Source organism: Rhizobacter terrae, from assembly GCF_003852895.1.
In the GTDB taxonomy this organism is placed as follows: domain Bacteria; phylum Pseudomonadota; class Gammaproteobacteria; order Burkholderiales; family Burkholderiaceae_C; genus Albitalea; species Albitalea terrae.
Genome location: NZ_QUSW01000001.1, coordinates 794,853 through 816,498, shown reverse-complemented (window position 1 = coordinate 816,498; position 21,646 = coordinate 794,853). Strand labels below are relative to the sequence as shown.

Annotated in this window: 19 protein-coding genes and 1 tRNA gene; 12 read left to right on the top strand and 8 right to left on the bottom strand. The window is 66.2% G+C overall.

The features are described from left to right. Positions 1 to 7 precede the first annotated feature (7 nt). From DZC73_RS03740 to DZC73_RS03725, 4 genes are all read left to right on the top strand, one after another. Positions 8 to 784, top strand: a complete 777-nt coding sequence (locus tag DZC73_RS03740) for an ABC transporter ATP-binding protein (RefSeq protein ID WP_124538836.1) — start codon at positions 8 to 10, stop codon at positions 782 to 784. Between the two features lie 30 nt (positions 785 to 814). Further along, positions 815 to 1,528 carry an ABC transporter ATP-binding protein gene (locus DZC73_RS03735; RefSeq protein ID WP_198414770.1) on the top strand — a complete coding sequence of 238 codons (714 nt, stop codon included), beginning with the start codon at positions 815 to 817 and terminating at the stop codon, positions 1,526 to 1,528. 225 nt (positions 1,529 to 1,753) lie between these two features. Beyond that, positions 1,754 to 2,701 (top strand): porin, encoded by a 948-nt coding sequence (locus tag DZC73_RS03730; protein ID WP_124538835.1) that lies wholly within the window; start codon positions 1,754 to 1,756, stop codon positions 2,699 to 2,701. 565 nt (positions 2,702 to 3,266) lie between these two features. Further along, positions 3,267 to 4,490, top strand: coding sequence for an ABC transporter substrate-binding protein (locus tag DZC73_RS03725; RefSeq protein WP_124538834.1), 1,224 nt, complete (start codon positions 3,267 to 3,269; stop codon positions 4,488 to 4,490). A gap of 4 nt (positions 4,491 to 4,494) precedes the next feature. Here DZC73_RS03725 and DZC73_RS03720 read toward each other — a convergent pair whose 3' ends face one another. Both DZC73_RS03720 and DZC73_RS03715 read right to left on the bottom strand, forming a co-directional pair. Further along, entirely contained in the window at positions 4,495 to 5,472 is a 978-nt protein-coding gene (locus DZC73_RS03720) for a Bug family tripartite tricarboxylate transporter substrate binding protein (protein ID WP_124538833.1), read from the bottom strand. 14 nt (positions 5,473 to 5,486) lie between these two features. Beyond that, complete coding sequence (locus DZC73_RS03715) at positions 5,487 to 6,524, bottom strand: CDP-6-deoxy-delta-3,4-glucoseen reductase (protein ID WP_124538832.1); 1,038 nt, start codon at positions 6,522 to 6,524, stop codon at positions 5,487 to 5,489. A gap of 69 nt (positions 6,525 to 6,593) precedes the next feature. Here DZC73_RS03715 and DZC73_RS03710 point away from each other — a divergent pair, with 69 nt between their 5' ends. Further along, a complete protein-coding gene (locus tag DZC73_RS03710) occupies positions 6,594 to 7,493 on the top strand; it encodes an SDR family oxidoreductase (protein ID WP_124538831.1) in 900 nt (299 codons plus the stop codon). A gap of 3 nt (positions 7,494 to 7,496) precedes the next feature. Here DZC73_RS03710 and DZC73_RS03705 read toward each other — a convergent pair whose 3' ends face one another. The 3 genes from DZC73_RS03705 to DZC73_RS03695 form a co-directional block, all read right to left on the bottom strand. Then, entirely contained in the window at positions 7,497 to 8,537 is a 1,041-nt protein-coding gene (locus tag DZC73_RS03705; protein WP_124538830.1) for a S1C family serine protease, read from the bottom strand. 84 nt (positions 8,538 to 8,621) lie between these two features. Then, positions 8,622 to 9,230: a rhomboid family intramembrane serine protease gene (locus DZC73_RS03700; RefSeq protein ID WP_124538829.1), complete on the bottom strand. Its 609-nt coding sequence runs from the start codon at positions 9,228 to 9,230 to the stop codon at positions 8,622 to 8,624. 131 nt (positions 9,231 to 9,361) lie between these two features. Then, positions 9,362 to 9,449 (bottom strand) — tRNA-Leu (locus DZC73_RS03695). An 85-nt stretch (positions 9,450 to 9,534) separates the two neighbouring features. On the opposite strand from DZC73_RS03695, the gene cysM reads away from it, so the two are divergent. The 3 genes from cysM to DZC73_RS03680 are packed head-to-tail and all read left to right on the top strand — an operon-like array spanning position 9,535 to position 11,241. Beyond that, on the top strand, positions 9,535 to 10,452 hold the full coding sequence (gene cysM / locus DZC73_RS03690; protein ID WP_161974438.1) for a cysteine synthase CysM: 918 nt from the start codon (positions 9,535 to 9,537) through the stop codon (positions 10,450 to 10,452). Continuing rightward, positions 10,449 to 11,003 (top strand): NUDIX hydrolase, encoded by a 555-nt coding sequence (locus tag DZC73_RS03685; RefSeq protein ID WP_124538827.1) that lies wholly within the window; start codon positions 10,449 to 10,451, stop codon positions 11,001 to 11,003. The genes cysM and DZC73_RS03685 overlap by 4 nt, the downstream gene beginning before the upstream one ends. 10 nt (positions 11,004 to 11,013) lie before the next feature. Further along, the gene (locus tag DZC73_RS03680) at positions 11,014 to 11,241 is read left to right on the top strand and encodes a sulfurtransferase TusA family protein (protein WP_124538826.1); all 228 of its coding nucleotides are present in this window, start codon (positions 11,014 to 11,016) and stop codon (positions 11,239 to 11,241) included. Between the two features lie 15 nt (positions 11,242 to 11,256). Here DZC73_RS03680 and galU read toward each other — a convergent pair whose 3' ends face one another. After that, positions 11,257 to 12,123, bottom strand: coding sequence for a UTP--glucose-1-phosphate uridylyltransferase GalU (gene galU, locus DZC73_RS03675; RefSeq protein WP_124538825.1), 867 nt, complete (start codon positions 12,121 to 12,123; stop codon positions 11,257 to 11,259). 100 nt (positions 12,124 to 12,223) lie between these two features. On the opposite strand from galU, the gene DZC73_RS03670 reads away from it, so the two are divergent. Next, positions 12,224 to 13,201 (top strand): NAD(P)-dependent oxidoreductase, encoded by a 978-nt coding sequence (locus DZC73_RS03670; RefSeq protein ID WP_124538824.1) that lies wholly within the window; start codon positions 12,224 to 12,226, stop codon positions 13,199 to 13,201. Here DZC73_RS03670 and DZC73_RS03665 read toward each other — a convergent pair. After that, a complete protein-coding gene (locus tag DZC73_RS03665) occupies positions 13,143 to 15,989 on the bottom strand; it encodes a valine--tRNA ligase (protein WP_124538823.1) in 2,847 nt (948 codons plus the stop codon). The two genes, DZC73_RS03670 and DZC73_RS03665, sit on opposite strands and share 59 nt — an antisense overlap. A 149-nt stretch (positions 15,990 to 16,138) precedes the next feature. Between DZC73_RS03665 and DZC73_RS03660 the strand changes: the two genes are divergently transcribed. Then, on the top strand, positions 16,139 to 16,642 hold the full coding sequence (locus DZC73_RS03660; protein WP_124538822.1) for a tetratricopeptide repeat protein: 504 nt from the start codon (positions 16,139 to 16,141) through the stop codon (positions 16,640 to 16,642). A gap of 94 nt (positions 16,643 to 16,736) precedes the next feature. Here the strand turns inward: DZC73_RS03660 and DZC73_RS03655 are convergent, their stop codons facing one another. Continuing rightward, a complete protein-coding gene (locus tag DZC73_RS03655) occupies positions 16,737 to 17,714 on the bottom strand; it encodes a GMP reductase (RefSeq protein WP_124538821.1) in 978 nt (325 codons plus the stop codon). 326 nt (positions 17,715 to 18,040) lie between these two features. Between DZC73_RS03655 and DZC73_RS03650 the strand changes: the two genes are divergently transcribed. Together DZC73_RS03650 and DZC73_RS03645 are read left to right on the top strand one after the other, a co-directional pair. After that, entirely contained in the window at positions 18,041 to 19,207 is a 1,167-nt protein-coding gene (locus DZC73_RS03650; protein ID WP_124538820.1) for an ABC transporter substrate-binding protein, read from the top strand. 103 nt (positions 19,208 to 19,310) lie between these two features. Further along, complete coding sequence (locus DZC73_RS03645) at positions 19,311 to 21,638, top strand: UvrD-helicase domain-containing protein (protein WP_124538819.1); 2,328 nt, start codon at positions 19,311 to 19,313, stop codon at positions 21,636 to 21,638. The last annotated feature ends 8 nt before the right edge of the window (positions 21,639 to 21,646 follow it).

The following is a 21,646-nucleotide window of genomic DNA, read 5'->3' as shown; positions in this document are numbered from 1 at the left end:
ACGGGCAATGACTCAAACGGTTCTCAAGGTCGGTGGCGTGGCCAAGCGCTTCGGCGGCCTGCAAGCCCTGTCGGATGTGGGCATCACCATCAACGCGGGCCAGGTCTACGGACTCATTGGGCCCAACGGCGCAGGCAAGACCACCTTCTTCAACGTGCTCACCGGCCTGTACACGCCGGACTCCGGCACGTTCGAGCTGGGTGGCGAGCCCTACAAGCCCAGCGCCGTGCACAAGGTGGCCAAGGCCGGCATCGCACGCACGTTCCAGAACATCCGCCTCTTCGCCGACATGACGGCGCTGGAGAACGTGATGGTGGGCCGCCACGTGCGCACGCACTCAGGCCTGATCGGCGCGGTGTTCCGCACGGCGTCCTTCAAGAAGGAAGAGGCCGAGATCGCCCAGCGCGCGCAGGAACTGCTGGACTACGTGGGCATCGGCAAGTACGCCGAGTTCAAGGCGCGCACGCTGAGCTACGGCGACCAGCGCCGCCTGGAGATCGCCCGGGCGCTGGCCACCGACCCCAAGCTCATCGCGCTGGACGAGCCCGCGGCCGGCATGAATGCCACCGAGAAGGTCACGCTGCGCGAGCTCATCGACCGCATCCGCAACGACGGGCGCACCATCCTGCTCATCGAGCATGACGTGAAGCTGGTGATGGGCCTGTGCGACCGCGTGACCGTGCTGGACTACGGCAAGCAGATCGCCGAAGGCACGCCGGCCGAGGTGCAGAGCAACGAGAAGGTCATCGAGGCCTACCTCGGCGCTGGGCATGCGGCGCATTGAGTCTTGAGCAACGACGATCGGAATCACAACATGGCAAACACATTGCTCAAGGTCACCGGCCTGAAGGTGGCGTACGGCGGCATCCAGGCGGTCAAGGGCGCCTCGTTCGAGGTGCATGAAGGCGAACTGGTGAGCCTGATCGGCGCGAACGGCGCGGGCAAGTCCACCACGCTCAAGGCGGTGACGGGCCTGCAGCCGGTGGCGGCGGGCGACATCGAGTTCCTCGGCAAGTCCATCAAGGGGCAAGGCGCCTGGGACTTGGTCAAGCAAGGCCTGGTGATGGTGCCCGAGGGCCGCGGCACCTTCACGCGCATGACCATCACCGAGAACCTGCAGATGGGCGCGTTCATCCGCAACGACAAGGAGATCGATGACGACATCGAGAAGGTGTTCGCGATCTTTCCGCGGCTGAAGGAGCGGCGCAACCAGCTGGCGGGCACCATGTCCGGCGGCGAGCAGCAGATGCTGGCGATGGGCCGTGCGCTTATGACGCGTCCCAAGGTGCTGCTGCTGGATGAGCCGTCCATGGGCCTGTCGCCCATCATGGTCGACAAGATCTTCGAGGTGGTGAACGACATCCACGGCCGCGGCGTGACGGTGATGCTGGTGGAGCAGAACGCCAGCCGGGCCCTGCAGCTGGCCACGCGCGGTTACGTGATGGATTCAGGCGAAATCACCATGACCGGCGACGGGAAGACGCTGCTGAATGATCCGAAGGTGAGGGCGGCCTACCTCGGTGAGTAGAAATCGGGCGGATTGCGCACAAAACGTTGCGCCAAAGCCTTTTCAAGAAGTAAAGCCCGGCGCACCTCCGCCGGGCTTTTTCATTGGGGTTTCCTTGGAGAAACAAGGACTTGGCGCACGCAACATGACTGGCGTGAATGGACCATTGCGGCTTTGGCAACATTGCGCAGCGCCGGGACGCCACTAGCATTGCGCCGCTTATTCAACAACAAGGTTTACACCACCATGAAGAGTCATTCCTTCGCGCCGCTCGCGCTGGTCCTCGCCGCGGCTGCTGCCGCTCCGGCTTTCGCCCAGTCCAGCGTGACCATCTACGGTCGCCTGAACGAAACCGTCGAGAACCAGAAGGTCGGCACCGGCTCGTCCACCTGGGTCGAGAACAACAACAGCTCGCGCATCGGCTTCAAGGGCACGGAAGACATCGGCGGCGGCATCAAGGCCGGCTTCCAGATCGAGCACGGCTTCTCGCCCGACACCGGCACGGCCAACGCCGTGTTCTGGGGCCGCCGTTCTGAAGTGAACCTGACGCTGAGCAGCCTGGGCACCATCCGCCTGGGCAACATGGTCAGCGAGGCGTACTACGCCACCGCCGACTACGTCAGCATGCACAACCATGACACCGGCAGCTCGGCCGACCGCCTGTACGCCTACGTGTCGAACAACACGAACAAGGTGGCCTACCACTCGCCCACGTTCAGCGGCGCGACCGTGGACTTCGCCCGCACGCTGAGCGAAGGCGCTGCCGGCGTGAAGCCGACCTACGACTTGGCCGTGAACTGGGACGGCGGCCCGCTGCACGTGGGTGGCGGCTATGCCAAGAACGACAACGTGCACCAGTTCGCCGTGCGCGGCCTGTACGAAATGGGCGCCTTCACCTTCGGCGGCTATGTCCAGCGCGACAAGGACGTGTTTGCCGCCGGCAACCGCACCAACATCCGCCTGTCGGGCATGTACACCCTGGGCCTGACCGAGTTCCACCTGAACTACGGCCACGCCGGCAAGACGGGCTCGGTGGCTGACAGCGATGCCAACCAGCTCACCGCTGCGGTCAACTACAACCTGAGCAAGCGCACCAAGGTGTACGGCTACTACACGAAGTTCGACGACGGCGCCGCCAACATCTACGGTGGCGACTACCGCTCGGTGGCCTTCGGTATCCGCCACAACTTCTGATCGGTCTCCTTTTCGGACCTTTCTCAAGGGAAAGCCCGTCGCTCGAGCGGCGGGCTTTTTTGTTTTCTCGGAGATTGGGTGGGGCCGCGGCAGGCGGCATGGGCCAGGGGCTGCGGCTGTGGCGGTCGGCCTGCGGCCGACTGCGCTGTGCTGCTCGCACCGAGGGGTGTGCCTCGGAACTCCCTACGCGCCCCTGCGGTGCGCTGCGGTCAAACAGCCGAGGCAAGTATGAGGACGAAGCGTGCTGCGCACGCCACCCCTCGGTGCTGCGCTGCTCGCCGCCACAGACGCAGCCCCTGGCCCATGCCGCCTGCCGCTCAACAACCGATGGGTGTGCTCGACGAGAAAACCCGAAGCCCCAACAGCAAAGGCGTGGGTGGGCGGCTGGGGCGCGCCCCAGCCAGCCCACCCACGCCTTTGCAAAACCGGACAAGAGGCGAAAAGGAAGCAAGGACCGAGACATCTGCACGCCCACCGCGTAGTCTTACGCAGGGATCGGTCCTTTTGCGCATCTCGCACATCGAACCTATCGTTACGCTCACCGATGGGCAACTAAGGAGACGAGATGGGACAGGTCTTCACGAAAGCGGCCGTCGCCGCGATGCTGGCGATGGCCGCGCTGGGCACTCACGCGCAGACGAGCGGCGTGAAGCCGGTGAGGGTGGGCTTCATCTGCCCCTTCACGGGCGGCTCGCAGGATTTCGGCAACAGCGCCCGCATGGGGGCCGAGCTGGCGGTCAAGGAGATCAACGAGGTGGGGGGCTTCCTGGGTCGCCCGGTCGAACTTGTCGAACGCGATGACAAGTCCGCGCCCGACGAAGGCCGCAAGATCGCCGAGGACCTGGTGCTCAAGGAGAAAGTCGACTTCACCGTCGGCTTTTGCAACACCGGAGTGGCGCTGAAGTCGCTCGATGTCTTCCAGGACCACAAGCACCTGCTGATGGTGCCGGTGTCCACCGGCTCTGCGGTGACCGCGAAGTACCCTGCGGCATCGAGCTACATCTTCCGCATGTCCGCCCGCGACACGCTGCAGGCCGCCTACCTTGTCGATGACGTGGTCAAGCGAGGCTTCACCCGCGTGGCGGTCTTCGCCGACAAGACAGGCTACGGCGAGGGTGGCTTCAAGGACGTGGAGAACTTCCTCGCGGCCAAGAACCTCAAGCCCGTCTACACCGCGCGCTTCGACCTGGGCGTGAAGTCGCTCACGGCGCAGATGCTGGAGGCCAAGGCCGCTGGGGCGGAGGCGGTGATCGGCTATACCGTCGGCCCCGAGGCCGCGGTGATGGCCAGCTCGCGAGTGGAAGCGAAGTTCAATGTGCCCTTGTACGGCCCATGGCCCTTCTCGCTGCGCACCGTGTCCGAGAAGTCAAGCGGCGCCATCGAGGGCGCGATCATGGTCCAGACCATCATTCAGGATCTGTCCAACGAGCGGCGCTCGTCCTTCATCGCACGCTTGAAGCGCCAGTCAGGCAAGGAACCCATTGGCTCGCTGATGGCCGCGGCGCAAAGCTACGACGCCGTGCACCTGATGCTGCGCGCTCTCTTCCAGACCAAGGGCGACACCTCCGGCGATGCGCTCAAGCAGGCGCTGGAAACCTTGCAGCGCCCGTACTCGGGCGTGGTCACCACGCACGACAAGCCGTTCTCCGCCACCGACCACGACGCCTTCACGCGCAACATGATCTGGCTGGGCGTTTGGCGCAAGGGCGAGGTGCACTTCCTCTACCCCGAGGACGCCAAGCGCGCCGGGTTCATCCGCCGCAAGGAGCAGGCCGCCTCGGGAGCCTGAAGCTTCAGTCCACCTTCGCGCCGCTGGCCTTCACCACGCCTTCGTACTTCGCCAGTTCGCGCTTGACGAACACAGCGAACTGATCGGGCGTGGTGGGCATGGGCTCGGCGAAGAGGCCGGCGAGCCTGGCCTTCACGTCGGGCTGGTTGAGCGCATCGACGAAAGCCTTGTTCAATCGCTGGGTCACATCCGCCGGCAGCCTGGCAGGTCCGAAGATGCCGAACCAGGTGTCCACGTTGAAGCCCGACAGCGTGCGGCCGGTCTCGGCGACCGTGGGTACCTCAGGCATCGCGCTGGAGCGCTTCGTGGTGGTCACGGCCAGGGCCTTGAGCTTGCCCGCCTTGATGTTGCCCGAGGCCGAGGCGAGGTTGTCGAAGGTCAGGTCCACCTGGCCCGACAGCAGGGCCAGCTGCGCCGGATTGCCGCCCGCGTAGGGGATGTGCACCATGAACACGCCGGCCTGCGCCTTGAACATCTCGCCGGCCAGGTGCCCCGCGCTGCCGTTGCCGCCCGAGCCGTAGTTCAGCTTGCCCGGGTTCTTCTTCGCGTAGTCGACGAGGTCCGCCACCTTGCCGATGTTCAGGCGTGTGGCCGTCTCGGTGTTCATCACCAGCACGTTGGGCACCTGCGCCACGCCGGTGATGGGCGTGAAGTCGCGGATCGGGTCGTAGGGCAGCTTGCTGAACAGCCACGGGTTGATGGCATGCGTGGCCACCGCGCCCATCACGATGGTGTGGCCGTCCGGCGCGCTCTTGGCGGCCATGTCGGCGCCCAGGTTGCCGCCGGCGCCCGGCTTGTTCTCGATGATCACCACGCCCAGGGAGTCCTTGACCTTCTCGGCCAGCAGGCGCGCCACCGTGTCCAGCGGGCCGCCGGGTGCGTAGGGGACGATGAATCGGATGGGCCGCTGCTGGGAGAAGGCGGGCCAGGCCGTGATGGTGGCGGCGCCGGCGAGCGCGCGAAGGGCGGTTCTGCGTTGCATGCGATTCGTGGTTGTCAGCCGCCGTGCTTGTCGGCTTCCGAGGTGAAGGAGTCGGCGAGGAATTCGTCTTCCGGCAGCCCGCAGGTCTGCACGAAGTCTGCCTGCGCGGACTCGACCATGACGGGCGCGCCGCAAGCGTAGACCTGATGGCCCGAGAGATCCGGCAGGTCATGCATCACCGCGCGGTGGACGAAGCCGGTGCGACCCATCCACTGGTCTTCAGGCTTGGGTTCGGACAGCACCGGCACATAAGTGAGGTTGGGCAGGCGGGACGTGGCCTCCACCGCCCAGTCGTGCAGGTACAGGTCGGCCTTCGAGCGGCAACCCCAGTACAGCACGGCTGGCCGCGTGATGCCCTTGAACTCCATCTCCTCGATGATGGCCTTGATGGGCGCGAAGCCCGTGCCCGAGGCCAGCAGCACCATGGGCTTGTCGCTGTCCTCGCGCAGGAAGAAGCTGCCGAAGGGGCCTTCCATGCGCAGGATGTCCTTCTCCTTCATCGTGCTGAACACCTGGTCGGTGAACTTGCCGCCGGGCATGTGGCGGATGTGCAGCTCGATCATGGGCTTGTCGCCTTGCGTGTGCGGCGCGCTGGCCATGGAGTAGCTGCGGCGCGAGCCGTCGCGCAGGATGAACTCGATGTACTGCCCCGCGTGGTAGCGCAGCGGGTCGTTGGCAGGCAACTGCATCATCACCACCGCCACGTCAGGCGCGGGCTTGCGGATGGTGCTCACGCGGCTGGGCATCTTGCGAACCGGGAACTCGCCGGCGCCGGCCACGGTGCGCGCCTCGATGACCACGTCGGTCTGAGCGGCGGCGCAGCAGGTGAGGGTGAAGCCGGCTTCCTCTTCCTCCACGCTCAGCGCCTTGTGCTGGTGGGCCCCGTGGATCACGCGGCCTTCGAGCAGCCGGCTCTTGCAGGAACCGCAGGCGCCATCCTTGCAGCCGTAGGGCAGCCCGATGCCTTGCCGGATGGCCGCCTGCAGGATCGCTTCGTCGCGTTCGACAGTGAAGGTGCGGCCGCTGGGCTGGACGGTCACGGTGAAGGTCATGGTCGGGCTCTCGTAAACTGAGCCTCGATTTTGCCCCGCTTCCCGGGCGCATCCCTGCCTACGGTCTTGATGGCTCCCGTGTCGATTCCCACTCGTGCCAAGCGTCCCACCTTGCTCATCGTCGGCTGCGGCGACGTAGGGATGCGGGTGGTGAAGCTGCTGCATGGCCGCTGGCGCCTGCTCGCGCTCACCACGGGCGTGGAGCGTGCCGAGCACATCCGCCGCGCCGGTGCAGTGCCTGTCATCGGCAACCTGGACGACCCTCGCACGCTGGCGCGCCTGGCGGGCCTTGCGGATGCGCTGCTGCATCTCGCTCCGCCGCCAATGCAAGGGGCTGAGGACACACGCACGCGCAACCTCCTGCAGGCCATGGCTCGCAAGGGCCGCGTGCAGCGCATCGTCTATGCCAGCACGACGGGCGTCTACGGCGATTGCCAAGGTGCCCGCTTCGACGAGACGCGGGCCGTGAACCCCGCGACCGACCGCGCACGACGCCGCGTCGATGCGGAGTCGCGGTTGCGCTGGTACGGACGCAGCCACGGCGCCCGCGTGAGCATCCTGCGCATCCCCGGCATCTACGCCTCGGACCGCGAGGGCGGCCATCCGCGCGAACGCCTCGCGCGTGGCACGGCGGTGCTGCGGCCGGAGGACGACGTCTACACCAACCACATCCACGCCGACGACCTCGCGCGTGCCTGCGTGGCCGCTCTGGCGCGCGGCCTGCCGCAGCGCGTGGTGCACGCGAGCGACGACACCGAGCTGAAGATGGGCGACTACTTCGACCTCGCCGCCGACCTGTGCGGCATGCCCCGCCCGCCGCGCATCAGCCGCGATGAAGCGCGCGAACAACTGTCGCCGATGCTGATGAGCTTCATGAGCGAATCACGGCGGCTGGCCAACCGGCGATTGAAGACCGAGCTGCGCCTGCGCCTGCGCTACCCGACCGTGCACGAAGGCCTCAGGGCCTGAGCCTCACACGCCTTGCGCCTGCCGCAAGGTCTTCATGCGGTCCCGGGTGTGCGCCTTGACCGAGGTGTGCACGCCTTCGCGAGACACCACCAGCATCACATCGCGTTCCGCGGAGTCGCGCCACAGTGTCTTGTACAGGCCTTCCAGGCCGTTCACCTCGGTGTCCTCGATGCGCACGATGATGTCGCCCGGTTGCAGCCCCGCATCGGCTGCCGGGCTGTCAGGCGTGACGCGCACCACCCGCACGATGCCGTCGATCTCCACGCAGTTCAGCCCCAGCCAGGCCCGCGTGCTGCTGCGCGTCGTGCTCCGGCTGCGCAGTTCCGGCAGGATGTCCTTGAGCAGGTCCACCGGCACGAACATGTTGCCGGGCAGGCGCGGCTTGTCGGGGCCTTGCGCGTCCATCACCATCAGCGAGCCGATGCCCAGCAGCTCGCCATTCGCGTTGAACAGCGCCGCGCCGCTGTGGTCGGTGCGCGGCGGCGAGGTGAAGAGGGCGCCGTCGATGTGGTATTCCCAATAGCCGGAGAACGCCCGCCGCGAGACGAGGTGCGCCACGCTCAGGTCGCCGGCGTCGCCGCCGCTGGCGATCATCAGCGGGTCGTCGTCGCTCACCGCCGTCGAGTTGCCCAGTGCCACCGGCGGCACCTTCAGCGGAGTGAGTGCCTGCAACAGACCGAAGCCGGAAGCCAGGTCGTAGGCCACGATGCGCGCAGGCACCACCCGGCCGGTGCCCAGCTGCAGCTCGACGTCATCTGCTTCGAGGATGAGGTAGCCGATGGTGACGATGAGCCCGTCGCTGCCGATCACCACGCCCGAGCCCTGGCGGACCTGGCCCAGTGTGTCGCTGGAGCGTGCGTGGTCCACCGCCACGCTTCGCACGCCCACCACTGCCGAATGCGCCCGTTCGAGTGCGGCGATCTTGGCTTCGATTTCGGGGCTGTGCTCGTGCCGGAGGTCCTGCGCCGCGGCGGGCGCTGCAGCCAGGGCGAAGGTCAGCCCCAGCAGCCCGAGCAAATGCGACGACCTGGACCACCAGCGCATGACGACCTCCACGCGAAGGTCTTCAGCATGATCCTTTTTCGTGCCCCTCGGAAGCTCAGGGGCATGGCGGTTGCCGCGCCGTGCTCAGAAGCGCCGGCGGCCCTTGAACGGCGGCTGGCCGCGCCAGTAGCGGATCATCAGGAAGGCGCCCAGCATGCCGCCCAGGTGGGCGAAGTGGGCGACGAGGTCTTGCGCATGCAGGCCCACCCAGAGTTCCAGCACGCCAAAGACGATGACGTAGGTCTTCATCGTCATCTGCACCGGCGGGATGACCAGCGTGATGACCTTGTTGGGAAACAGCATGGCCTGCGCCAGCAGCAGGCCGTAGATGATGCTGTTGACGCCGACCATCATCGACGGCCGGCCGGTGAGCGTGGTCAGCAGCAGTTCGATCATGGCGGCGGTCAGCCCGCAGGCGGTGACGAACTGCAGGTAGCGCTTCTCGTTCCAGAGGTACTCCAGCGGCGCGCCGAAGATCCACAGGCCCAGCAGGTTGAACAGCAGCTGGACGATGTCGCCGTGCACCAGCACATAGGTGAACACCTGCCAGGGCTGGAACGAGAAACTCAGCGGATACAGCGCCAGCCAGGTGCGGATGTCCACTCCCGTGGCCATGAGGCCGATGTCGCCGACAAAGAAGACGGCCGTCAGTGCGATCAGGAACCACTTGGTGATCTTTGGAACCGGCGGCATTCAAAGGTCCTCGTCAAAACGGAAACGCAAGCGTACTAGGTTTCAGTGCCGAGGCGCCACAAGCCGTGCTCCCGTACGGCGAGCACCGCAGCGCCCAGATCGGCTGCCGCAGCAGGCAAGCAAATGCTCTTTGGTGCCGGAGGCCGGACTCGAACCGGCACGGGGTATTAGCCCGGTGGATTTTGAATCCACTGCGTCTACCGATTTCGCCACTCCGGCCAATGGGATGGGCGTGGGTACGCGCTTGAGGGGCCGGATTATGGCATGGGAGCGTGGGTCATTCGCCTGGGTCACAATGGACGCCATGAGCTCACGCAACATCCAGTACCCGACCGTCGAGGACGTGATCGGCAATACCCCGCTCGTGCGCCTTGTGCGCGTTCCCGGCGTCGACAACGAGCAGCGCGGCAACGTCATCCTCGGCAAGCTGGAAGGCAACAACCCCGCCGGTTCGGTGAAGGACCGGCCCGCGATCAGCATGATCCGCCGCGCCGAGGAGCGTGGCGAGATCAAGCCCGGCGACACGCTCATCGAGGCGACCTCGGGCAACACCGGCATCGCGTTGGCCATGGCCGCGGCCATCCGCGGCTACCGCATGCTGCTCATCATGCCGGAGGACCTGAGCGTCGAGCGTGCGCAGACGATGAAGGCCTTCGGTGCGGAGCTCATCCTCACGCCGCGCTCGGGCGGCATGGAATACGCACGCGACCTGGCCGAGCAGATGCAGCGCGACGGCAAGGGCCGCGTGCTCGACCAGTTCGCCAATGCCGACAACCCGCGCATCCACTACGAGACCACGGGGCCTGAGATCTGGCGCGACACGCAAGGCAGCATCACGCACTTCGTGAGTGCCATGGGCACGACGGGCACCATCACCGGCACCTCGCGCTTCCTCAAGGAAAAGAGCCAGGACATCCGCGTGATCGGCGCGCAGCCGGCTGAAGGCTCGCGCATCCCGGGCATCCGCAAATGGCCCGAGGCCTACATGCCCAAGATCTACGATCCGACGTGGATCGACGAGCAGGTGCTCGTGACGCAAAGCGATGCGGAGAACATGGTGCGACGGCTCGCTCGCGAAGAGGGCCTGTTTGCCGGCATCTCGGCCGCGGGTGCGTGCTGGGTGGCGCTGGAAATCGCCAAGAAGGTGGAGAACGCGACCATCGTGTTCGTGGTGTGTGATCGCGGCGATCGCTATCTCTCCACGGGGGTGTTTCCGGCATGACCGCACCCGTCCCCTACAAGTTCTGCCCGCAGTGCGCCACCGAGCTTCGCTATGTGACGCAGGATGAAGACGGCGGACCCAAGAGCCGCCTGCGCTGCCCGGCCTGCAATTGGACGCACTGGAACAACCCGACGCCCGTGCTGGCCGCGGTGATCGAACTGGCGGACCGCAACGGCCAGGTGCTGCTCGCACGCAACGCCGCATGGCCCGGCAAATTCTTCGGACTCATCACCGGCTTCATGGAAGCGGGCGAGACGCCGGAAGACGGCATCCGCCGCGAGGTGGCCGAAGAGACCTCGCTCAGCGTCGATGCGCTCAAGCTCATCGGCGTGTACGACTTCCAGCGAATGAACCAGGTGATCATCGTGTACCACGCGCTGTCTCGTGGCGAGATCAAGCTGTCGCCGGAGCTGGCCGAGTACCGGCTGTACGAGCCCGAGGAGCTCAAGTGCTGGCCTGCCGGGACCGGCTACGGCCTGGCCGACTGGCTGCGCTCACGAGGCATCGAGCCCGACTTCATCGAGCTGCCGCCCAGGCCGCAGTCGAACTGAGGACCCCACGATGGAAGCGAACAAGGAAATCGACACCCGCGGCCTGAACTGCCCGCTGCCCATCCTGAAGGCCAAGAAGGCCTTGTCGGAGATGGCCAGCGGCGAGGTGCTGAAGGTGGTGGCGACCGACCCCGGGTCCGTGCGCGACTTCCAGGCCTTCGCGCGGCAGACGGGCAACGAACTCGTCGAGCAGAGTTCCGCCAACGACGAGTTCGTGCACTACCTGCGGCGGCGCTGAGCGCGCCGCACGGGTTCAGATCTCCAGGCTCTTCAGGTATTCCTTGAAGCCCGCACCCAGCTGCGGGTGCTGCATCGCCAGTTCCACATTGGCCTGCAGGAAGCCTTCCTTGCTGCCGCAGTCGTAGCGCTTGCCGTCGTAGCGGTAGGCGAAGACCTTCTCTCGGCGCAGCAGGCCGGCGATGCCGTCGGTGAGCTGGATCTCGCCGCCCACGCCGCGCGGCTGGTTGGCGATTTCATGGAACACGCCCGGCGTGAGGATGTAGCGGCCCGCCACGCCCAGTCGGGAAGGCGCCACTTCCGGTGCGGGTTTTTCGACAATGCGGCTCACGTCCATGAGCTTGTCGTTGACCTGCGTGCCCGCCACGATGCCGTAGCGCCGGGTGTGCTCGGCCGGCACTTCCTGAACAGCGAGGATGGATGCGCGCCAATCGGCGAATTGATCGACCATCTGCTTGAGCACCGGCGGCTCGCCCACCATCAGGTCATCAGCCAGCAGCACCGCAAACGGGTTGTTGCCTACCAGACGCTGTGCGCACAGCACCGCGTGGCCCAGGCCCAGGGCCTGGGCCTGGCGCACATAGATGCATTCCATGTCGTCCGGCTTGACACTGCGCACCACTTCGAGGAGCTCGGCCTTGCCCGCTTGTTCAAGGGCTACCTCCAACTCGAAAGTCATGTCAAAGTGATCCTCGATCGGTCGCTTGTGGCGGCCCGTGACGAAGATCATTTCCCGCACGCCGGCGGCGTAAGCTTCCTCCACGGCGTACTGGATCAGAGGCTTGTCGACAACAGGCAGCATTTCCTTCGGCTGAGCCTTGGTGGCCGGGAGAAAACGCGTGCCAAGACCAGCCACGGGAAAGATCGCTTTGTTGACCAACATTTACTTACAATCTCCGCAGAAAAGGTGAATTCGGGTGCTTGAGCCATTCTGGCATGAGCAAAAACCTGACCTGCCCCTCCGCACCTCACGCACACCCCGCATGGACTTGCTGATCGTCGAACCCCTGGAGGATGAAGTCACGCAGTGGCTGAGTGCGCGCCACACGGTGCGCTACGCCCCTGAGCTGGCGCGCGACCCCCGGGAGTTCCGCAAGGCGCTCTACAACGTGCGTTCCCTGATCATCCCGCCATCCGTCTCGCTGGACCAGCACGCCTTGCACTACGCTCCCGTGCTTCGGGTGGTGGGCCGGGTGAGCTCCGGGGTGGAGAACATCGACCTGGACGCCTGCTCCCGTGCCGGCGTCGAAGTGGTGCGCAGCGTCACCGCCACGGCGCAGGCCGAGGCCGAGTTCATGATCGGCGCGCTGCTGTCACTGCTGCGCCGCGTGCCGGTGATCGGCTCGGACGGCCTTCAGGTGGGGCGCGAACTGAGCGCAGCCACCGTGGGCATGGTCGGCATGACGCCGTCGGCCCGTTCGATGTCGCAGCTGCTGTCGGCCTTCGGCTCCAAGGTGGTGGGCTACGACCCCTCGCTGCACGCCACCGACCCCGTGTGGGACCGCTGGCGCGTCAAGCCGCTGGGCCTGCGCGAGCTGCTGGAAACCTGCGACGCGGTGTGCGTGCAGCTGCATTACTTCAGCCGCTACCACGGCTTGCTGGGCGAGCGCTTCCTGCCTTATTGCAAGCCTGATCAGGTCATCGTCAGCATTGCCCACTCGGGCCTGTTCGATGAGCATGCACTGGCCCAGGCCCTCAACAGCGGTCGCCTGGCCGCCGTGTGGCTGGACAGCATGGAGCCCGGCTGGCTGGACGAAGGCCGCCCGCTGGCGGGCAGCCCCACGCTCCAGATCACGCCGCGCGTGGCCAGCACCACCCGCGAGTCGCGCCTGCGCGCCGCCTGGGCGGTGGCCAAGCGCATCGATGAGCTGCTGAGCCTCACGCCCGCAGCCCAGCCGGAATTCAAGTCGACGAGCCCAGGAGTTTCACTTGATCTAGCAGCCGGTCCCGCTTCGCCGTGAACTCGGCCACGCGCTGCTTCTCCTGAGCCACCACCTCGGGCTTGGCCCGGGCGACGAAGCTCTCGTTCGAGAGCTTGGCGTTGGCCTTGGCGATCTCGCCGTCCAGGCGCGTGGCTTCCTTGCTCAGGCGCTCGATCTCGGCGGCGACGTCGATTTCCACGTGCAGCGCCAGGCGCACGTCGCCGGACACGGCCACGGGTGACACGCCAGCGGCCTTTGCGAACTCGGCTTCGTCGGTGAAGAGCCTCACTTCAGTGGCCTTGGCCAGTGTCTTGATGACCGGTGCCGCGGCGTTGAGGAATGCCGCATCGCCAATGGCGTACAGCGGCACACGCTCTTGCGGCCCGAGGTTCATCTCGCTGCGCAGGCTGCGGGTGGCACCCACCAGATCCTTCAGGCGGGTCATCCAGGCATCCGCAATCGCATCGATGCGATCCGGCTGCGATTGCGGATACGGCGCCGCCACGATGCCGACCTGATCATCGGCCGCCTTGCGCCCGGCCACCGGCGCCACGCGCTCCCACAGCTCGGCGGTGATGAACGGCGCCACCGGATGCAGCAGCCGCAGCGCCGCCTCCAGCACGCGGATCAGCGTGCGCCGCGTGGCGCGCTGCTGGGCCTCGTCGCCGGTCTGGATCTGCACCTTGGCGATCTCGATGTACCAGTCGCAATACTCTTCCCACACGAACTGGTAGATGGCGCTGGACACGAGGTCGAGCCGGTATTCCGCAAAGCCCTTCGCGACCGCGGCTTCCACGCGCTGCAACTCGCTGGTGATCCAGCGGTCCGCGTTCGAGAAGTTCATGTAGCCGTGGAAGGGGCCGCCCGGCGCGCATTCTTCCTTCGAATGCTCCTTGAGCCCGCAGTCGAAGCCCTCGCAATTCGAGAGCACGAACTTCGTCGCGTTCCAGAGCTTGTTGCAGAAGTTGCGGTAGCCCTCGCAGCGCTTGGTGTCGAAGTTGATGTCGCGGCCCAGGCTCGCGTAGCTGGCCATGGTCAGGCGCAGCGCATCGGAGCCGAAGGCGGGAATGCCTTCGGGGAATTCCTTCTCCACGCGCTTGGCGACCTTGGGCGCGGTCTCGGGCCGGCGCAAGCCGCTGGTGGATTTGCGCACCAGTTCTTCCAGCCCCACGCCCTGGATCAGGTCCACCGGGTCCAGCACGTTGCCTTCGCTCTTGCTCATCTTCTGGCCATGCGAGTCGCGCACGAGGCCGTGGATGTACACGTCGCGGAAGGGCACCTGGCCGGTGAAGTGCACCGTCATCATGATCATCCGGGCGACCCAGAAGAAGATGATGTCGAAGCCCGTCACCAGCACGGTGGAGGGCAGGAAGAGACTCATCTCCTTGGTCTGCGCGGGCCAGCCGAGCGTGGAGAAGGGCACGAGGGCGGACGAGTACCAGGTGTCGAGCACGTCTTCGTCGCGCGTCAGTTCACCCGCGTAGCCTGCCGCCTGTGCCTTGGCGCGAGCTTCTTCCTCGCTGCGGCCGACGAAGATTTCGCCATTGGTGCCGTACCACGCCGGAATCTGATGTCCCCACCAGAGCTGGCGCGAGATGCACCAGTCCTGGATGTTCTTCATCCACTGGTTGTAGGTATTGACCCATTGCTCCGGCACGAATCGCACGCGGCCGTCCTGCACCACCTCGATGGCCTTCTCCGCGATGGACTTGCCGTCGCGGCCGGGCTTGCTCATGGCGACGAACCACTGGTCGGTGAGCATGGGCTCGATGACCTGGCCGGTGCGCTCGCAGCGCGGCACCATCAGCTTGTGCTTCTTCACTTCGACGAGAAAGCCTTGCGCTTCGAGGTCGGCAACGATCTTCTTGCGTGCGGCGAAGCGGTCCAGGCCTTGGTAGGCCTCGGGTGCGTTCTCGTTGATCTTCGCGTCCAGCGTGAGCACGCCGATGACCGGAAGCTTGTGGCGCAGGCCCACCGCGTTGTCGTTCACGTCGTGCGCGGGCGTCACCTTCACCACGCCCGTGCCGAACTCGCGGTCCACGTAGTCGTCGGCGATGACGGGGATGGTGCGGTTGCACAGCGGCAGCGTCACCTGCTTGCCAATGAAGGCGGTGTAGCGCTCGTCCTCTGGATGCACCATCACGGCGGTGTCGCCCAGCATGGTCTCGGGCCGCGTGGTGGCCACCACCATCTCGCCCGAGCCGTCGGCCAGCGGGTAGCGGATGTGCCAGAGCGAGCCGTCTTCTTCTTCGCTCGTCACCTCCAGGTCGGACACGGCGGACTTGAGCACCGGGTCCCAGTTGACCATGCGCTTGCCGCGGTAGATGAGGCCTTCCTCGTACAGCTTGACGAAGGTGTCGGTCACCACGCCGGAGAGCTTGTCGTCCAGTGTGAAGTACTCATGCTGCCAGCTCACGCTGTCGCCCAGGCGGCGCATCTGCTGCGTGATGGTGTTGCCGCTGTGGGCTTTCCATTCCCACACGCGGGCGACGAAGTTCTTGCGGCCCAGGTCGTAGCGCGACTGGCCCTTGTCCTGCAGCTGCCGCTCCACCACGATCTGCGTGGCGATGCCGGCGTGGTCCGTGCCCGGCACCCACAGCGTGTTGAAGCCACGCATGCGGTGGTAGCGCGTCAACGAGTCCATGATGGTCTGGTTGAACGCGTGCCCCATGTGCAGCGTGCCGGTGACGTTGGGCGGCGGCAGCTGGATGGAGAACGAGGGCTTCTTCTCGTCGAGCGTGGGCGCGTATACGCCACTCTTCTCCCACAGCGGCGCCCAATGGGCCTCGATGGCGGCGGGTTCGAAGGATTTGGCTAGGTCGCTCATGGGGGAGACGGTGCTGTCCACCCTGGACGGGCGGAGGTTGAAACGGGGGAGGGTCGATTGTAGGGGCGCTGCCAGTGAGCCGATCGCGGTTCCGGCCACCTCGAGTCGAGTGAGCCGGCGGCTTTCGCCGCCGGACCTAGACTGCACGGATGAGTACCACCAATGCAGCATGGGAAGAGCGCCTGGCCGAGTTGTGGCTGGCCCTCGATCAGCACGAACCCGAAGCGTTCGTCGCGCGACTTGACACCCTGGTCGCCGAGCTGCCGCCCGGCAGTGCCATCGGGTTGTTCGAGCGTGGTGCGGCGCAGGACTCCACGGGGCATCCGGAACGGGCGGTTCCGCTCTATCGCCTCGCCCTGGAGGCAGGCTTGACGGGACTGCGTCGCCGCCGAGCGGTCATCCAACTGGCCAGCTCCTTGCGCAACCTCGGCCAGGCCCAGGAAGCCGCCGGGTTGCTGACCGAGGAACTGCACGCACCCAGTGACGAGCTCGACGGTGCCGTCCGCGCCTTCCTGGCGCTTGCGCTGGTGGAGCTGGGGCGAGAGCGTGAAGCAGTCGCTCTGAGCCTGGCTGCTCTTTCCCGCTACCTGCCTCGGTACAACCGATCGCTGGCGCGCTACGCCCAGGCACTCGCGCCGTCGACGGTGCTTTGACGGACTCGCCCATGAACCTGAGCCTCCTGGCGTGGGCTGGTCCAGTGCCAGACTTTCCTGATGACGCAGGCCGCCATGACCGGCGCCGCTGCGGCTACATGAACAGATGCTCCCCGGCGTTGTCCCCGCCCAGCACCACGTAGTTCACCTTGCGGATGTCCGCCAGCTTCGTCCCGCCGGCATACGAGATCGAGCTCTGCACATCCTCGCGCATCTCGCGCAGGGTATCGGCCAGGCGGCCCTTCACCGGCTCCAGGATGCGCTTGCCCTCCACGTGCTTGTACTCGCCCTTGTTGAAGTCGCTGGCGCTGCCGTAGTACTCCTTGAACAGCTTGCCGTCGACTTCCACGGTGCGGCCCGGTGATTCCTCATGGCCCGCAAACAGCGACCCGATCATCACCATGCAGGCCCCGAAGCGCACGCTCTTGGCGATGTCGCCGTGATCGCGGATGCCGCCGTCCGCAATGATCGGCTTGGTCGCCACCCGAGCACACCACTTCAGCGCTGACAGCTGCCACCCGCCGGTCCCGAAGCCCGTCTTCAAGCGCGTGATGCAGACCTTCCCGGGACCGATGCCCACCTTGGTCGCATCCGCGCCCCAGTTCTCCAGGTCGATCACCGCCTCCGGCGTGCCCACGTTGCCCGCGATCACGAAGGTCGATGGCAGCTTCTGCTTGATGTGCTCGATCATCCGCCGCACTGTCTCCGCATGCCCATGCGCGATGTCGATGGTGATGTAGTCCACCTTCACGCCCTCGGCCGCCAGCCGGTCGATGACGCTGTAGTCCTCCGCCTTCACGCCCGAGCTGATCGACACGAACAGCCCCTTGTCGTTCATGCGCTTCGCATAGGCCACGCTGTCCAGGTCGAACCTGTGCATGACGTAGAAGTAGTCATTGGCCGCCAGCCATTCCGTGATCGGCTCGTCCACCACCGTCTTCATGTTGGCCGGCACCACCGGCAGGTTGAACACCCGCCCGCCAAATTCCACCGAGCTGTCGCATTCGCTGCGGCTTTGCACGCGGCACTTGCGCGGCAGGAGGAGGACGTTTTCGTAGTCGAAGATTTCCATGCATCGCTTTCCTGTGTTGCCAGACGTTGTGCAGTGTCTGGTCGAAGGCTGCGAGCGCTTGACTTGACTGTCCGGCCTGTGCCCCCGAAGGCCGCCGGCGTGGGCGGTGCGGGCACAAAAAAACCGGGCGACAAAATTTGGGCCCGGTGACGCATTCTACGCGCCGCATTTTTTGCTAGCGCGGATTGCGATTCGACGGGCCCACGTGATCCAGGTCACGTCAGGTGCACTACTCTCCGGGGCAACCCCGATGCCGCCTCGGACATGCCTCCCTACACTTTTTGAAACCGTTTTCTGAATGCGGTACCAGAAGTAGGAGACAACCCATGACGCAGGTGAACGGGTCGCGCCGGCAATGGCTGGCGCAGGCGGTCGGCACAACCGCCGCATTGGCATGGCCGTCGATGGCCGCGCGCGCCGCCGAGCCAGTGGTGAAGGTGGGGCTGAGCCTGCCGCTCACGGCCACGAGCACCGCGGATGCGGTCTCGTCCACCAACATCGTTCCCGACATCGGCCTGGACTACCTTGCGGGTTTTCGCGCCGGCATCGATGCCGAGCGCCACGGCATGAACATCGAGACGGTCGCCCTGGACGACATGTTCAAGCCCGAGCTGGCGAAGGCCAATGTCGAGGCGCTGGAGAAGCAGGGTGTCGTGGCCATCAGCGGCCTGTGGACGACGGAGGCGGCCCGCGCCGCGCTGCCGGTGCTCAAGGCGGCGTCGCTGCCCGCAGTGGGTCTGCGCAGCGGCGCGCCGGACTTGCGCAGCGGCAAGCATTCAATGCTCTTCCATCTTCGACCGGGCTACGAGGAAGAAGTCAGCTCCATGGTCGATGTGATGGGCGGTGCCGGCTTCACCCGCTTCGGCGTGCTCAAGGGGCACGATGAGTACGGCAAGACTTGCCTGCAGCTGCTTCAGTCGAATCCGCGGGCCAAGATCGTGAAGGCCTCATCGGTCAACGGTGGTGCGGCCGAGATGGCACAGGCCGCGCGCGAGGTGGTGTCCGCCGAGGGGGTCCAGGCCCTGATCGTTCTCGCGCCCGTCGAATCCCTCGCGCCGGTGATGACCGAGCTGCGCCTGCGCAAGAGCCCTTTCCTCGCACCGGTCAGCGGCTTGTCGCACGTGCTGTGCAACAAGCTCGCCGTGGCGCGCGACCCGGTGTACCGCGCCTTCGCCGTGACCTGCCCCTACCAGAACCCGTACACCGCGCGCACCGACGTGGCGGGGCGCTTTCGCGATGCCATGGCCGACATCGGCCTGGACCACGCCGATCGCTCCTACTCCGCCTTCGAAGGCTTCATTGCCGGCAGCCTGGTGGCGCGCAACCTGGTGGCGGTGAAGAGCACGCCCACGCGCGAGGCACTGGCGCGTTCGTTGCGCAGCCGCCCGCACGACCTGGGCGGCATGCGCATCGCCTTCGACGACAAGCAGGTGGGCTACCGCCACGTGAGCTTCCTGTACAAGTCGCCGGTGGACGGCATCTTCCGGGCGTAGGCGGTCGAGCCATGTACGTGATGTAGGCCGGTCCCGCCCAGTACCACAACGCCGGGCCGGGGCGGATCGGCGGGGCGCCATCGTGCCTCCCTAGAATGGCCGGATGAGCAGTCCGACGCCCCTCCTCGCCAACCTCAACGACGAACAGCACGAAGCGGTCACGTTGCCGCCTCGGCCTGCGCTCATCCTCGCGGGTGCGGGCTCGGGCAAGACGCGCGTGCTCACCACGCGCATCGCCTGGCTCATCCAGACCGGGCAGGTGTCGCCCGGCGGGGTGATGGCGGTGACCTTCACCAACAAGGCCGCCAAGGAAATGCTCACGCGCCTGGGCGCGATGCTGCCCATTCCCGTGCGTGGCATGTGGATCGGCACCTTCCACGGCCTGTGCAACCGCTTCCTGCGGGCGCACTGGAAGCTGGCCGCGCTGCCGCAGGGCTTCCAGATCCTCGACTCGTCGGACCAGGTGTCGGCCGTCAAGCGCGTCATCAAGGCGATGAACCTCGATGAAGAGCGCTTCGTGCCCAAGCAGGTGACGTGGTTCATCGCTGGCTCGAAGGAAGACGGCCTGCGCCCCAAGGACGTGCAGGCGCGCGACGAGAACACGCGCACCATGATCCGCGTCTACGAGGCCTACGAGGAGCAGTGCCAGCGCGAAGGCGTGGTCGACTTCGCCGAGCTGATGCTGCGCACCTACGAGCTGATGCGCGACAACGAAGCCCTGCGCGAGCACTACCAGCGGCGCTTCCGGCACATCCTGGTCGACGAGTTCCAGGACACGAACAAGCTGCAGTACGCCTGGCTCAAGATGTTCGCCGGCCCGCAGGCCGCCATCTTCGCCGTGGGCGACGACGACCAGAGCATCTATGCCTTCCGCGGCGCGCAGGTGGGCAACATGGCCCAGTTCGAGCGCGAGTTCAAGGTCGAGAAGGTCATCAAGCTGGAGCGCAACTACCGCTCCTTCGGCAACATCCTCGACTCGGCCAACGAACTCATCTCGCGCAACTCGCGGCGCCTGGGCAAGAACCTGCGCACCGAGGCCGGGCCGGGCGAACCGGTGCGGGTGTATGAATCGACCAGCGACTTCGGCGAGGCGCAGTGGCTGCTGGAGGAGATCCAGCAACTGCACCGCGAAGGCATGCCGCGCAGCGACATCGCGCTCCTGTACCGCAGCAATGCGCAGAGCCGGGTGATCGAGAGCGCGCTGTTCAATGCGGGCGTTCCGTACAAGGTGTATGGCGGCCTGCGCTTCTTCGAGCGCGCCGAGGTGAAGCATGCGCTGTCGTACCTGCGGCTCATCGAGAACCCCAACGACGACACCAGCTTCCTGCGGGTGGTGAACTTCCCGACGCGCGGCATCGGCGCGCGCAGCGTGGAACAGTTGCAGGATGCCGCGCGGGTGAGCGGCCGCAGCCTGTGCCAGAGCGTGGGCGCAGTGACGGGCAAGAGCGGCGTCAACCTGCAAGGCTTCGTGCGCATGGTCGACGACATGCGGGAAGCCACGCGCGGGCTCACGCTGCGCGAGATCATCGAGCACATGCTGCATGCCAGCGGACTCGTGGACTTCTACAGGACCGACAAGGATGGCAAGGAGCGGCTGGAGAACCTGGAAGAACTGGTCAATGCAGCGGAAGCCTTCGTGACGCAGGAAGGCTTTGGCAAGGACGCGGTGGCGCTGCCGGTGGATGAGGTGGCTGCTGTTTCCGCGCCGCAGACAGAGAGCGTTCGTCAGGAACTCGCGGCCGCCGTCACCCCCGACGCCGAGACCGGCGAGATCATGTCGCCGCTGGCCGCCTTCCTCACGCATGCGTCGCTCGAAGCTGGCGACAACCAGGCCCAGGCCGGGCAGGACGCCATCCAGCTCATGACCGTCCATTCCGCCAAGGGGCTGGAGTTCGATGCGGTCTTCATCACCGGCCTGGAAGAGGGCCTGTTCCCGCACGAGAACAGCCTGTCCGACGTGGACGGGCTGGAGGAAGAGCGGCGCCTCATGTACGTCGCCATCACGCGCGCCCGCAAGCGGCTGTACCTGAGCTTCAGCCAGACGCGCATGCTGCATGGCCAGACGCGCTACAACGTGAAGAGCCGCTTCTTCGACGAGCTGCCCGAGCCGGCGCTCAAGTGGATCACGCCACGCAACCAGGGCTTCGGGTCAGGCTTTGCCCGCGAGTATCAATCGGCCTGGTCGCGCGGGTCGGGCATGGGCTCGATGGTCGGCGCAGGCCGCGTGGAGCCGCGCGCACCCGCGGTGGTGCCCAGGGCGCCCAGCCACGGACTGCGCGCCGGCCAGAGCGTGTTCCACAACAAGTTCGGCGAAGGCGTGATCGTCACGCTAGAAGGCAGCGGCGACGATGCGCGGGCACAGGTGAATTTCGGCAGGCACGGCACGAAGTGGCTGGCGCTGAGCGTCGCGAAACTCACGCCCGTCGAGTAGGGTGGGGT

Excerpts from the sequence above, each read along its gene's own strand:
- DZC73_RS03740 (WP_124538836.1), top strand. The coding sequence starts at position 8 with ATGACTCAAACGGTTCTCAAGGTCGGTGGCGTGGCCAAGCGCTTCGGC.
- DZC73_RS03735 (WP_198414770.1), top strand. The coding sequence starts at position 815 with ATGGCAAACACATTGCTCAAGGTCACCGGCCTGAAGGTGGCGTACGGC.
- DZC73_RS03730 (WP_124538835.1), top strand. The coding sequence starts at position 1,754 with ATGAAGAGTCATTCCTTCGCGCCGCTCGCGCTGGTCCTCGCCGCGGCT.
- DZC73_RS03725 (WP_124538834.1), top strand. The coding sequence starts at position 3,267 with ATGGGACAGGTCTTCACGAAAGCGGCCGTCGCCGCGATGCTGGCGATG.
- DZC73_RS03720 (WP_124538833.1), bottom strand. The coding sequence starts at position 5,472 with ATGCAACGCAGAACCGCCCTTCGCGCGCTCGCCGGCGCCGCCACCATC.
- DZC73_RS03715 (WP_124538832.1), bottom strand. The coding sequence starts at position 6,524 with ATGACCTTCACCGTGACCGTCCAGCCCAGCGGCCGCACCTTCACTGTC.
- DZC73_RS03710 (WP_124538831.1), top strand. The coding sequence starts at position 6,594 with ATGGCTCCCGTGTCGATTCCCACTCGTGCCAAGCGTCCCACCTTGCTC.
- DZC73_RS03705 (WP_124538830.1), bottom strand. The coding sequence starts at position 8,537 with ATGCGCTGGTGGTCCAGGTCGTCGCATTTGCTCGGGCTGCTGGGGCTG.
- DZC73_RS03700 (WP_124538829.1), bottom strand. The coding sequence starts at position 9,230 with ATGCCGCCGGTTCCAAAGATCACCAAGTGGTTCCTGATCGCACTGACG.
- cysM (WP_161974438.1), top strand. The coding sequence starts at position 9,535 with ATGAGCTCACGCAACATCCAGTACCCGACCGTCGAGGACGTGATCGGC.
- DZC73_RS03685 (WP_124538827.1), top strand. The coding sequence starts at position 10,449 with ATGACCGCACCCGTCCCCTACAAGTTCTGCCCGCAGTGCGCCACCGAG.
- DZC73_RS03680 (WP_124538826.1), top strand. The coding sequence starts at position 11,014 with ATGGAAGCGAACAAGGAAATCGACACCCGCGGCCTGAACTGCCCGCTG.
- galU (WP_124538825.1), bottom strand. The coding sequence starts at position 12,123 with ATGTTGGTCAACAAAGCGATCTTTCCCGTGGCTGGTCTTGGCACGCGT.
- DZC73_RS03670 (WP_124538824.1), top strand. The coding sequence starts at position 12,224 with ATGGACTTGCTGATCGTCGAACCCCTGGAGGATGAAGTCACGCAGTGG.
- DZC73_RS03665 (WP_124538823.1), bottom strand. The coding sequence starts at position 15,989 with ATGAGCGACCTAGCCAAATCCTTCGAACCCGCCGCCATCGAGGCCCAT.
- DZC73_RS03660 (WP_124538822.1), top strand. The coding sequence starts at position 16,139 with ATGAGTACCACCAATGCAGCATGGGAAGAGCGCCTGGCCGAGTTGTGG.
- DZC73_RS03655 (WP_124538821.1), bottom strand. The coding sequence starts at position 17,714 with ATGGAAATCTTCGACTACGAAAACGTCCTCCTCCTGCCGCGCAAGTGC.
- DZC73_RS03650 (WP_124538820.1), top strand. The coding sequence starts at position 18,041 with ATGACGCAGGTGAACGGGTCGCGCCGGCAATGGCTGGCGCAGGCGGTC.
- DZC73_RS03645 (WP_124538819.1), top strand. The coding sequence starts at position 19,311 with ATGAGCAGTCCGACGCCCCTCCTCGCCAACCTCAACGACGAACAGCAC.